Origin of the sequence: Clostridium phoceensis (assembly GCF_001244495.1) — a bacterium.
Lineage (GTDB): Bacteria > Bacillota > Clostridia > Oscillospirales > Oscillospiraceae > Lawsonibacter > Lawsonibacter asaccharolyticus.
In genome coordinates this window covers 1,224,290-1,236,443 of the sequence record NZ_LN866274.1, presented here as the reverse complement: position 1 = coordinate 1,236,443, position 12,154 = coordinate 1,224,290, and the positions used below count along the sequence as shown (strand labels likewise).

Below are 12,154 nucleotides of genomic sequence, written 5' to 3'. Positions count from 1 at the left end.
GCGCCGGGGGGGGGGGGGGGGGCCTGCCCCCTGGGGGCCCGGCTCCCGGACCGGGCGGGGGGGCCGCGGCGGGGGCCCGCTCCCCCGCCTTATTGCTTTTTCCCCCCGCTTCTGATATGATACCTTCAAACCAATATCAGGAGGGGCCGCCATGAGCTACGCCGATCAGGTCTTTATTCAAAACTGTCAGGACATTCTTTCCCGGGGAGTGTGGGACACCGACCGGGAGGTCCGTCCCCGCTGGGAGGACGGGACTCCCGCCCATACCATTAAGCTCTTTGGGGTGGTCAACCGGTATGACCTGCGCAGAGAATTCCCCATTCTCACCGTCCGCAGGCAGTTTTTGAAGTCCGCGGTGGACGAGCTTCTGTGGATCTGGCAGAAGAAGTCCAACAACGTCCACGACCTGAACAGCCGCATCTGGGACGCCTGGGCGGACGAGTCCGGCTCCATCGGCAAGGCCTACGGCTACCAGCTGGGGGTGAAACACCACTACCCCCAGGGGGACATGGACCAGGTAGACAAGGTGCTGTGGGACCTGAAGCACGACCCCGGCTCCCGCCGCATCCTCACCAGCCTCTACAACCACCACGACCTGAGCGAGATGGCCCTCTACCCCTGTGCCTATTCCATGACCTTCAACGTCAGCGGGAACACCCTGAACGGCATTTTGAACCAGCGCAGCCAGGACATGCTCACCGCCAACGGCTGGAACGTGATGCAGTACGCCGTTCTGCTCCACATGGTCGCCCAGGTCTCCGGGCTGGAGGCCGGCGAACTGGTCCACGTCATCGCCGACGCCCATATCTACGACCGCCACGTGGACGCGGTGCGGGAGATCATCACTCGCCAGCCCTATGACGCCCCCCGATTCTCCCTGGACCCCGCTGTCACCGATTTCTACGCCTTCACCCCGGACAGCGTGCGCCTGGAGGGGTATCAGGCCCACCCTGTGCCGGGAACGATCCCGGTGGCGGTCTAAGAGGAGGCGCACAGTATGGATCTCATTGTAGCAGTGGACCAGAACTGGGCCATCGGGAAGGACGGAGAGCAGCTTCTCTATCTCTCCCAGGACCTGAAGCGCTTCAAGGCCCTGACCCTGGGCCACGCGGTCATTCTGGGCCGCAGGACCCTCTCTACCTTTCCCGGCGGACGCCCCCTGAAGGGACGGCGCAACCTGATCCTGTCCACCACGCCGGACTTCGCCCCGGAGGGCGGTGAGGTCTATCCCTCCATGGACGCCCTCCTCGCCGCCGCTCCGGCAGATGCCTTTGTCATCGGCGGGGAGTCCGTCTACCGCGCCCTTTTGGACCGGTGCGGCACCGCCTATGTCACTAAGATCCTGGCCCAGTACCCCGCAGACCGGTACTTCCCGGACCTGGATGCCGACCCTCGCTGGGAGTCGGTGGAGGAGTCAGAACTCCTGGAGGAGAACGGAGTACGCTTCCGGTATGTGACCTACCGGCGCAGGCAGGAGGCATAACCCATGGACCGTGACTATATCTGGGAGGGGGAGTACGGCCGCCGTTCCCACCTGATCCCGGTGTTCCAGCAGCTGCTGCGGGAACAGGACGCCTCCTCGCTCCAGATGCTCTCCCTGTTCGTCAACAACAACCCTTACAATCTGGAATTTTTCATCGCAGTGAGCTACGACCGCCCCAAGGAGGAGCATCTGGACCGGATGTTCCGTCTTCTGGAGGACGCTGGACTGCGGCAGCGGAAGGACCTGACCGCGCGGAATATCATGCGGGCCATGGCAGACCGGCGCTTCAACTCTGCCTCTCTGCTGGATGAGGACAGTGTTCCCACCATCATGGAGCACCTCTTTTTCTTCCCGGAGATCCGGGTCCTGGAGGAGAAAGGCTACCGTATGACTCCCTTTGGCCGGGAACAGATGGTCTTTCTCAGCCACTCCTCTCTGGATAAGCCGGAGATCGAAGAGATCATCCCGCTGCTCAATGGGATGGATCTGCCCGTCTGGTTCGACAAATACAGCATTGCCCTTGGCGATTCCATCACCGACAAGGTCCAGGAGGGCATCCAGCAGTCCAGCATCGTGCTCTTCTGGATCACAGAGCACTTTCTGGATTCCCGCTGGTGTAAATTTGAGATGCGGGCCTTCATCAAGAAGCTGATCGAAGAGGACGTCCGGGTCATCTCCGTTCTGGACCGGGGCATCCAGATCTCCCGCCTGCCGCTCTTTCTCCAGGACATCAAGTGTCTCATGCGGGAAGAACGGACCATTTATCAGGTCGCCCAGCAGATCGCCTCCGCTCTCCGGCCCAACTGAGTGACTTGAAAAATTTAGAACCACTCCATTTGAAAAGGGGGCCGGCGCGCCATGCGCCGGCCCCCTTTTGTCGTCTCAGGTCAGCCATTTTCCGGCCCCTGGGATCAGCCGCAGGAGCCAGGCCATGGGCAGGGACAGGGCCAGCAGCACCAGGGCCAGCAGGGGAACAAAGAACACCGGCTCCAAGGCGGTGACCGTCAGCCCCAGCCACCGGAAAAGCAGCATCCACAGCTGGTGGATCAGATAGGCGCCGAAGACATAGCTGCCCAGGGCATGGACCGCCCGGCGGCGGGACCGCTCCTCACTGATCCCCAGCACATAGCGGAACAGAGCGCACAGCGCCGCCGCCGTCAGGGCCACCCCAGGGGCGGTGTCGCTGTACCACAGCTCCCGCCCGCCGCCCAGCAGCGCGTCGCCACCCAGAGTCAGGACCAGCCCCAGGATGCCCAGCAGGTAGAGCAGGAACTCCGGCACCCGCCCGATGGTATAGTGGCGCAGATACCACCCCGCCACATAATAGCCCGCATACCCCAGCACCAGATGGACCTGGAGCCTCTCCAGCAGGGCACCCACCACCCCCTCCGGGTGGAAGGCCGTCCAGGCCGGCAGCAAGCTGGCAAAGAGGAAGCACAGGAGGAGAAAATACAGCACCTCCCCCCGGCTGGCCGCGGCGGTGAACCGGCGCAGCACCGGGTGTACCAGATACAGGCCGAGCAGCGGGTAGAGGACCCGCAGGTGGAAATAGACATCCCCCAGGGCGGCGGACCGCAGGGCACCCAGGATGCCGGACCAGCTCACCGCCCCGCCGCCCAGCAGGTGGGCCGCCAGGGCGTACGCCGCACCCCAGAAGAGCAGCAGGCAGAAGGCCGGCAGGACCAGCCCCGCCAGCGCCCCGGTGAGGGATGGCTTTCCCTCCTCCAGGGCAGCCATCCCCCAGGCCATGAACAGGGCCGGCACCGCCCAGCAGGTGAGTCCCTCGTAGATGACGAGCACCTGCCGCGCCCCGGCGGAGACCGCCTCCCCCTGGCCCTCTCGGGCCAGGAGCAGCAGGATGGCGGCAAAGACGGTGAAGGTCAGGAAAAAGCCGGACCAGCCGGCGTTTCGCTCTCCCCGGGCCATTTATTTCTTCTCCGGCACGATCTCGATCCAATAGCCGTCCGGGTCGGCAATGAAGTAGATGCCCATGCCCGGGTTTTCAAAGCAGACGCAGCCCATCTCCTTGTGCTTAGCATAAAAGTCGTCGTACTGGTCGGTGACGAAAGCCAGGTGGAACTCGCACTCTCCCAGGTCGTAGGGCTTGTCCCGGTCCTTCAGCCAGGTCAGCTCCAGCTGGAACTCCGTCAGGCCGTCCCCCAGGTAGACCAATTTGAACGAGCCGTCGGAGGCCTCCTTCTCCCGCACCGGCTCCAGGCCCAGTGCCTCCTTGTAGAAGGCCAGGCTCTTGTCCAGATCCAGGACGTTGAAATTGAAGTGGTTGAATTTGATCATGTTCATTCGCTCCTTTCCGGTCGGGACGACCGGTGTCTTTTTATCATTATATCGGGCACAAGCCGATTTTTCAACGGAAAAGTGTCCAAAGACAGGCAAGACCTCTGTTTTGTCCCCTTGCGGGGCGGGGCAAATCGTGGTATGATATTTTATATTTTATTCCCCGGGTATTAAGGAGGAATTTCCGTGTCATCGGACCATATATGGCCCATCCTGTTTTTTGTCAGCCTGGCCGGCAACCTGATCCTGCTGTTCTACCGCCCTCTGCTGAGGCTGCTTCGCAGGGGGGAGGAGGTCTCGGAGGACGAGATCATGGCCATGGTGGAGGAGGGCGAGGAGTCCGGCGCCATCGAGCGCAACGAGAAGGAACTGATCGAGAACGTCTTCGAGTTCAACAACACCACAGCGGAGGATGTGATGATCCACCGCACCGACATGGTGACCCTCTCCCTGGATGACGATGAGGAGACCATTCTCTCCGCCATTCGGGAGTCCGGTCTGTCCCGCTTCCCGGTCTATCAGGGAAACGTGGACGACATCGTGGGCATCCTCTCCACCCGCCAGTATCTGCTCAACTTCCATGTGGAACGTCCCCAGGAGCTGCGGGCGCTGCTGCGCCCGGCCTACTTCGTGCCGGAGACGGTGCGGGCTGACGTGCTCTTCCGTGACATGCAGAGCAAAAAGATCCACATGGCCGTGGTGGTGGATGAGTATGGCGGGACCAGCGGACTGGTGACCCTGGAGGACCTGCTAGAGGAGCTGGTGGGCAACATCTATGACGAGTTTGACCCCCAGGCCGAGCAGGAGATCATCCAGCTGGAGGAGAACCTGTGGCGGGTCTCCGGCTCCGCTGACCTGGAGGAGCTGGCCGAGGCCATGGACTTCCAGCTGCCCGAGGACGAGGACCGGGACTATGACACCCTGGGCGGGCTGGTCTTTGCCCAGCTGGCGGTCATCCCGGAGGACGGGAGCCGCCCCGTGGTGGAGGCCCTGGGCCTGCGCATCCGGGTGGAGGAGCTGTGCGACCGCCGGGTGGAGTGGGCCCTGGTGGAAAAGCAGGCGCCCGCTGCTGCCGCCTGCGAATAGAGACGCGCTTCAGGACTGCCGCGGCCTTGCCTGCGGCGGTCCTGTTTTTTCCGCCCCGGGCGGGCAGATCAGAGAGAAAGGAACTTCACCCATGACAAAGGCGATCTTTTTCGATGTAGACGGCACGCTGGTCAGCTTCAAGACCCATCAGATCTCCCCAGCCGTCCGCCAGGCCCTCCAGGCCCTGCGGGAGCGGGGGATCAAGCTGTTCCTGTCCACTGGGCGGCACCTCGCCATGCTCGATCCGGTGCGACAGGTCTTTGACTTCGACGGCTATGTGACCCTCAGCGGCCAGTACTGCACGGCCCAGGGACAGGTGCTGCGGAGCACTCCCATGCCCCCTGAGGCGGTGGAGGAGCTGGTGGCCGCCGCCCGGACCGACGCCTTCTCCTGCATCTTCCTGGAGGGAGAGGAGATCTATATCAACTGCATCAACGAGATGACCCGGCAGTTCATCCGGGATCTGTCCATCCCTATGCCGCTCCAGCGCCCTGCGGACTACGCCCGGGGCCGGGAGGTCTATCAGGCGGTGACCTTCCTGACCCGGGAGCGGGAGCATCTGCTGCTGGACCGGGCCCCTCACCTGAAGACTACCCGGTGGCACCCCAATTTCCTGGACGTGATCCCGCCCAGCGGGGGCAAGGACCGGGGGATGGACGCGCTTCTGGACTACTTCCGCATCCCGGTGGAGGACGCTATGGCTTTCGGAGACGGGGAAAACGACCTGTCCATGCTGCTCCACGCGGGCATCGGGGTGGCCATGGGGAGCGCCCACGAGGAGATGAAGCGGCAGGTGGACTGGGTCACCGGAACGGCAGACGAGGACGGCGTGGTCCAGGCGCTGGTCCATTTCGGCCTGATTTGAGGGCGGTGAGAGATTGTACTGGAACTTTCGACAAAAAAGGTGTACAATAAAACTGAAAAATCGGCATATAAAAAGGAGGACACTGGTATGAAGCTGAGTTTCTTCGGCGCGGCCCACGCTGTCACGGGGAGCTGCCACTGTCTGGAAGCCAACGGCAGGAAGATCCTCATCGACTGCGGCTTGCAGCAGGGCCGGGACGAGCATGACGACAACGCCCTGGACTTCGCCCCCGGCCAGATCGATTACTGCCTGGTCACCCACGCCCACATCGACCACTCCGGCCGGCTGCCACTGCTGGTCAAGGAGGGGTTCCAGGGGCAGATCATCACCACCCGTCTCACCGCCCAGCTCCTGTCCATCATGCTGCGGGACTCGGCCCATATCCAGGAGAGCGACGCCCAGTGGCAGAACCAGAAGGGCAAGCGGGCCGGCCGTGACGCAGTGGAGCCTCTCTACACTGTGGCTGATGCGGAGGCCGCCCTCCAGCAGCTCTATCCCGTGGAGTACGGCCAGGTGCTGGATCTGTGCGAGGGGGTCCGGGTCCGCTTCACCGATGCGGGCCACCTGCTGGGCTCCTCTGAGGTGGAGCTGTGGCTCACCGAGGGGGATGTGGAGCGGAAGATCGTCTTCTCCGGCGACCTGGGCAACATCGACCAGCCCATTATCCGCGACCCTTCCTTTGTGGAGGATGCGGACTATGTGGTCATGGAGTCCACCTATGGCGACCGGAACCATGAGCCGCCGGAGAGCTACACCGAGTCTCTGGCCCAGCTCATCGACGAGGTGTTCGCCAAGGGTGGGAACATCGTGATCCCCTCCTTCGCGGTGGGCCGCACCCAGGAACTGCTCTACTTCCTCCGGGAGATCAAGGACCGTGGGCTGGTGAAGAGCGCCCCCAACTTCACCGTGTGTGTGGACAGCCCGCTGGCTGCGGAGGCCACCCGGGTGTACTCCGGCGACCTCCACGGCTATCTGGACGAGGAGGCCATTGCGGTGCTCCAGGGGGGAGATGACCTGTTCACCTTCCCCGGCCTGACCCTGACCCAGTCCACGGAGGAGTCCAAGGCACTGAATATGGACCCGTCCCCCAAGATCATCATCTCCGCCTCCGGCATGTGCGACGCCGGCCGCATCCGTCACCACCTGAAGCATAACCTGTGGCGGCCGGAGTGCGCGGTGGTCTTCGTGGGCTATCAGGCGGAGGGCTCCCTGGGCCGCCGCCTGCTGGAGGGCGCCAAGACGGTGAAGCTGTTCGGCGAGGAGATCGCCGTCCGGGCCCGTATCGTCAACTTCAAGGGGCTCAGCTCCCACGCGGACCGGGATCACCTGCTGGAGTGGGTGGGCCGCATCGCGCCGGCGCCCCGGCAGGTCTTTGTGGTCCACGGAGACGCGCCGGTCACCGAGCTGTTTGCTGAGGACCTGAACCAGCGGGGCATCCCCGCCCACGCACCTCTGTACCAGGAGGTCTACGACCTGGCTGCGGACCGGATGCTGGCCAAGGGCGTGGTGCTGGAGAGCAAGCGGACCACAGGCGGCGCCTCCGCCCCTTCGGCGGCCTATGTCCGCCTGGTGGACGTGACCAAACAGCTCCAGGATATGGTGGGCCGCAGCCGCGGCCGGGCCAACAAGGACCTGGGACGGCTGGCCGACCAGCTGAAGGCCATCATGGAGAAATGGGATGCTTGATCTGCCCCCGGGCAGGAGAGAGGAGCGTATATGAAGATCGACCGAAAAGGCCTGAAGGCGCAGGCCAAGCAGGCCATCCGCGCGGCGGCCCCCGTGTTCTGGCTGGTCACCCTGGTGTATCTGCTGCTGACCGAAGGATTGAGCACTGTGGTAGGCTGGCTCGCCCCCACCTTCCAGCCTGCGGACCTGCTTTGGGGCGGAACTGTGGGATGGCTCAGCTTGTTTATCTCCATCCTGCTGACCCTTTATCTGTGGGTGATGGACTTTGGCTATCACCTGTGGGCCCTCCGCGTCACCCGCAGCCAGCAGGCGGGGTATGGGACGCTGCTGGAGGGTTTCGGCATCGCGGGGCGGGTCATTGCCATGAACCTGCTGATCCTGCTGTTCACCTTCCTGTGGTCCCTGCTTCTGATCTTTGTGACCACCATCCTGGCTTTTTTTGTCCTTGATTCCCTGTTTCTGCAACTGCTGGTAATGGCAGGAATCTATGCGGCAGTCTTTGCCATCATGCTCCGCTATGCCATGGCCCCCTACCTGCTGGCCGACTACCCGGACGACGGCGCGGGGGCTGCGGTCCGCCGCAGCGTGGAGATGATGCGGGGGCGCAAGTGGGAGCTGTTCAAGCTGTATGTTTCCTTCCTGGGCTGGGAACTGCTGGGCGTCCTGCTCACCCTGCTGGCCTATCTGCCCTTCCTCACCGGTATCCTGGCCCAGGTCAACTCGGTCGCGCAGTTCTACTCCGTCCTGTCCAGTCTCATCCCGGCCGCTGGTCTGGCCCTCCTGATCAATCTGCCCCTCACCCTGTGGCTGACCCCCTACCGCACGGCGGCGGAGGCCCTGTTTTACCGCTCCATCCTGGAGGGACGGCCGGCCGCCCCGGAGACGGAGGCGCAGAGCTGATGTCCGCCGGAATGTGGGCACAGCGCAGCCGATAAATGGATATGAGAGCGGCGCCTGGCCGGGCGCCGCTCTCTTTCGACAAAACCGCAGGCACGGTTCGTCATTTTTTGAGCAAAATGTGAATTTTCCCGGATCTACTGGACATTTTCCCGGGACACGAGTATGATATTGTCACTATGTACGCGCCCTCGGGCGCCCATCCATCGGCACAGAGGGCCGCGCCCCTGTGCAGGGAGGTAATCCATGGCCAGTTCCATGTTCGGCGGGATACACCCCGCTTCCCGAAAAGAAAATACCCGGCGCAAGCCGCTGATGCTGCTGGAGCACCCCCCGGCCCAGGTGGCCCTGCCTCTGGCTTTTCACGGCGGTCCCTCCTCCCTCCCCCTGGTCAAAGCTGGGGAACGGGTGTATGCGGGACAGCCTATCGCCCGTCCGGAGGGCGAGGACGGGGCGGTGCTCCACGCCAGCGTCTCCGGACGGGTGGAGGCCATCCGGGAGCTGCCCCACCCCTGGGGCGGCCGCGCCCCCGCCATCGTCATCGCCAACGATGGGGACAATACGCCCTGGCCAGAGCGGCCTGAGGGCATCAAGCTCAGCCAGGCGTCCCAGGAGGAGCTGATGGTCCGGATAGAAGCCGCCGGCATCGTGGATATGGGCAGTGATCCCCTCCCCGCCCAGGTGAAGATCCTCCGGGCCCGGGGCCGGGTGGACACCCTGATCGTCAACGCCGCTGAGTGTGAGCCCTATATCACTGCCGACCTGCGCCTGCTCCAGGAGCGGGGGGAGCCCATTCTGAAGGGGACCCGCGCTCTTGCCAAGGTGCTGGGTGTGGACCGGGTGGTGCTGGCGGCGGAGAGCGACATGCTCACCGCCGTGGAGGCGCTGGAGCGCCGCATCAGCCGCAAGCGGAGCCGGGTGGAGCTGAAGACCATCCGCACCCGCTACCCCATGGGGGCGGAGAAACAGATCGTCCAGTCGGTCACCCACCGGGAGGTCCCGCCGGGAGGTCGGGCGGAGGACGTACGCTGTGTGGTCTTCAACGTCTCGGCAGCCTTTGCGGTGGGCGAGGCACTGAACAAAGGCCTCCCCCTGACCCACCGGGCCGTGACGGTGACGGGGGGCGCGGTAGCCCGGCCCCGCAACCTGTGGGTCCCCCTGGGCACGCCGCTGAAGGAGCTGGTCTCCTCCGCCGGCGGCTTCCGGGAGGAGCCGGGCCTGATCCTGGTGGGCGGCCCCATGACAGGGGTGCCCCAGAAGAGCCTGGAGGCCCCGGTACTGCCCAACACCAACGGCCTTCTGTGTCTGGCCCCCTGGGAGCAGCCCCGGGAACAGGCTCCCACCGTCTGTATTCGGTGTGGGCAATGCGTCTCCGTCTGCCCCATGCACCTCTCCCCCATCTTTGTGGTCCGGGCCCTGAAGGAAAACGCGGCGGAGCGCCTGCGCTCCCTCCATCCGCAGGACTGCATGGACTGCGGATGCTGCACCTATATCTGTCCGGCCCATATCCCTCTGGCCGACCTGGTGCGCCAGGCGGCTGGTCAGGTGCGGGAACTGGAGAAAGGGGGGGACCTCCATGGCTGATCTCCGCACCTCTGTCCCGCCTCAGCTGGCACAGGCCACCAGCACTACCTCCATCATGCTGGATGTGATCGTGGCCCTGATCCCCGCCCTGGGCATGTCCGTCTATCTCTTCGGTCCCAGAGTGCTGGCTCTCACCCTGATCTCGGTGGGCGCCTGCGTCCTGTCGGAGTATCTCTACCGGCGGCTGACCCACCAGTCCAACACCCTGCGGGATTGCTCTGCCTGTGTCACCGGCCTGCTGCTGGCCATGTGTCTGCCGGCGGCCTCCCCCTACTGGGTCCCCCTGCTGGGGGGTGTCTTTGCCATCGTGGTGGTGAAACAGTTCTACGGCGGGCTGGGCAAAAACTTCATGAACCCGGCTCTGGCTGGGCGGATGCTGCTGTCCACCTTCCCCTTCTTGATGACCACCTGGGTGGACGCGCTGGACTATCTCCCCGTTTGGGGTGAGATGGACGCCGTCACCTCCCCCACCCCCATGGCCGCCCTGCACAGCGGCAGACTGCCCGAGCTGGACATGGGGCAGATGCTGCTGGGCCAGCACGGCGGATCCATCGGGGAGGTATCTATCTTTATGCTGCTGCTGGGCGGCCTGTACCTGATCATGCGCAGGGTCATCTCCCCACGCATCCCGGCGGCCTTTCTGGGGACCGTGGCCGTCCTCACCTTCCTCTTCCCCCGGGATGGCACCTCCCTGGAGTGGATGACGGCCCAGCTGTGCAGCGGCGGGCTTGTGCTTGGGGCTTTCTTTATGGCGACCGACTACACCACCTCCCCTGTCACCCCCCGGGGACAGGTACTATACGGGGTGGGCTGCGGCCTCCTCACCGTACTGCTCCGGTACTATGGCTCCTACCCCGACGGGGTGGGCTGGGCTATCCTGACCATGAACTGCCTGGTGTGGCTCATGGACCGGGCGGGGATGCCCCGCCGGTTCGGGGTGGAGCGCTTCACCGCCGTGCGGGAGGGGCTCCGCGCCGCAGGGGAGAGCCTGTCTGAGATCAAATTTGTCAATCCGGGCCGCCCCTCCTCCCTGTCCTGGGGGACCATGCCCGGCGAGCGCTATCTGGACCAGCTCCGGCCCCAGGCCAAGGCCGCCGGCATCCTGCTGGCGGTGGTGATGGTCACCGGTCTGGGGATCTACTCCACCTACTGGCTCACCAGCCTGGACACCCAGCGCTCTGAGCTGCGGGCGGAGGAGGCCCTGCTGGCCCAGGTGATGCCGGGGGCTGAGATCAGCACTGAGACCCCTTACCGCGCCCCAAATGCCCTGAGCATCACGGCAGGGTACCGGGAAAATGAGCTGCTGGGGTACTGTGTGGAGGTCCAGACCCATGGCTTCAGCGGCCCCATCACCATGGTGGTGGGCGTGGACCTGAACGGCCAGGTCACCGGTGTGGCGGTGACGGACCACAGTGAGTCCACAGGGATGGGGACCATGGCCATGGAGAATGCCCAGCTGCGAAAGTATGTGGGCATGTCAGGCACCATCCGGACCTCTGGTGCCAACTCGGTGGATGTGGTGACCGGGGCCACCGCGACCTCTGAAGCCATCACGGCCGGGGTCAACCAGGCTCTGGCCATCGTGGCCAACCTGGAGACCGACGGCTCCGTCCAATATGTGGACAGCGACGTGTAGCGGGAAAGAAAGGAGCGGATCGGATGGATTCCGTACAACTGGCAGGGGTGGCACTGGCCGCCCTGCTGTCTGAAAATTTCATCCTGGTCAACTGCCTGGGCATCGGCACCCGGGTGGAGGCCTTCCACAGCACCACAGCTGCCCGCCGCACCGGCCTGAGCCTGACCCTGGCCATGGTGGTCACCGTATTTTTTACCTGGTGTGCGGACTTTCTGGTGCTCCGGCATTTTGGGTGGGTGTATCTGCGCACCCTGGTCTTCTCCCTCATTGCCCTCCTCACTGTCTTCCTGCTGCGAAAGGCAGCCCGTCTCTGGCCGGAGCTCTCCCATCGAATCGACGCCGACCTGGCCTCGGTATCCACCAACTGTGCGGTGCTGGGTGCGGCCTATCTGGCCGCCCAGCGCAGCTACACTCTGTCCCAGGCCCTCACCTTCGCCCTGTGCGGCGGCCTGGGCGTCCTGGTGGTCCTGATGAGCTACGCCGGCCTGCGGGAGGAGATCAGCCTCACCAGCTGCCCCCGGCCCTTCCGCGGCCCGGCCATCGAGATGGTAACTGCCGGCCTGATGGCCCTGGCCCTGGTTGGCTTCTACGGGCTGCACCTGTCCTGATCCGTAAGGCAAGC

Annotated in this window: 12 protein-coding genes; 10 read left to right on the top strand and 2 right to left on the bottom strand. The window is 64.3% G+C overall.

Annotated elements, in window-relative coordinates; all coding sequences use genetic code 11:
* Window positions 1-151: 151 nt before the first annotated feature.
* The 3 genes from thyA to BN1969_RS06775 are packed head-to-tail and all read left to right on the top strand — an operon-like array spanning window position 152 to window position 2,290.
* Complete coding sequence (gene thyA, locus BN1969_RS06785; protein WP_050623612.1) at window positions 152-982, top strand: thymidylate synthase; 831 nt, start codon at window positions 152-154, stop codon at window positions 980-982.
* 15 nt (window positions 983-997) lie between these two features.
* A complete protein-coding gene (locus BN1969_RS06780; protein ID WP_050623611.1) occupies window positions 998-1,483 on the top strand; it encodes a dihydrofolate reductase in 486 nt (161 codons plus the stop codon).
* A gap of 3 nt (window positions 1,484-1,486) precedes the next feature.
* Entirely contained in the window at window positions 1,487-2,290 is an 804-nt protein-coding gene (locus BN1969_RS06775) for a toll/interleukin-1 receptor domain-containing protein (RefSeq protein ID WP_050623610.1), read from the top strand.
* Window positions 2,291-2,365: 75 nt separating this feature from the next.
* On the opposite strand, the gene BN1969_RS06770 is transcribed toward BN1969_RS06775, so the two are convergent.
* Window positions 2,366-3,409, bottom strand: coding sequence for an acyltransferase family protein (locus BN1969_RS06770; protein WP_050623609.1), 1,044 nt, complete (start codon window positions 3,407-3,409; stop codon window positions 2,366-2,368).
* Window positions 3,410-3,778, bottom strand: a complete 369-nt coding sequence (locus BN1969_RS06765; protein ID WP_050623608.1) for a VOC family protein — start codon at window positions 3,776-3,778, stop codon at window positions 3,410-3,412.
* A gap of 186 nt (window positions 3,779-3,964) precedes the next feature.
* On the opposite strand from BN1969_RS06765, the gene BN1969_RS06760 reads away from it, so the two are divergent.
* The 7 genes from BN1969_RS06760 (at window position 3,965) to BN1969_RS06730 (ending at window position 12,140) form a co-directional block, all read left to right on the top strand.
* Complete coding sequence (locus BN1969_RS06760; RefSeq protein ID WP_050623607.1) at window positions 3,965-4,864, top strand: hemolysin family protein; 900 nt, start codon at window positions 3,965-3,967, stop codon at window positions 4,862-4,864.
* A 91-nt stretch (window positions 4,865-4,955) separates the two neighbouring features.
* A complete protein-coding gene (locus tag BN1969_RS06755) occupies window positions 4,956-5,729 on the top strand; it encodes a Cof-type HAD-IIB family hydrolase (protein WP_050623606.1) in 774 nt (257 codons plus the stop codon).
* An 87-nt stretch (window positions 5,730-5,816) separates the two neighbouring features.
* The gene (locus BN1969_RS06750; RefSeq protein ID WP_050623605.1) at window positions 5,817-7,415 is read left to right on the top strand and encodes an MBL fold metallo-hydrolase RNA specificity domain-containing protein; all 1,599 of its coding nucleotides are present in this window, start codon (window positions 5,817-5,819) and stop codon (window positions 7,413-7,415) included.
* Between the two features lie 30 nt (window positions 7,416-7,445).
* Entirely contained in the window at window positions 7,446-8,315 is an 870-nt protein-coding gene (locus BN1969_RS06745) for a DUF975 family protein (protein ID WP_050623604.1), read from the top strand.
* A 243-nt stretch (window positions 8,316-8,558) separates the two neighbouring features.
* Window positions 8,559-9,896, top strand: a complete 1,338-nt coding sequence (gene rsxC / locus BN1969_RS06740) for an electron transport complex subunit RsxC (RefSeq protein ID WP_050623603.1) — start codon at window positions 8,559-8,561, stop codon at window positions 9,894-9,896.
* Window positions 9,889-11,532, top strand: coding sequence for an RnfABCDGE type electron transport complex subunit D (locus tag BN1969_RS17020; protein ID WP_077138717.1), 1,644 nt, complete (start codon window positions 9,889-9,891; stop codon window positions 11,530-11,532). Before rsxC ends, BN1969_RS17020 begins: the two co-directional genes overlap by 8 nt.
* Window positions 11,533-11,555: 23 nt before the next feature.
* Window positions 11,556-12,140, top strand: a complete 585-nt coding sequence (locus BN1969_RS06730) for an Rnf-Nqr domain containing protein (protein WP_050623602.1) — start codon at window positions 11,556-11,558, stop codon at window positions 12,138-12,140.
* Window positions 12,141-12,154 lie beyond the last annotated feature (14 nt).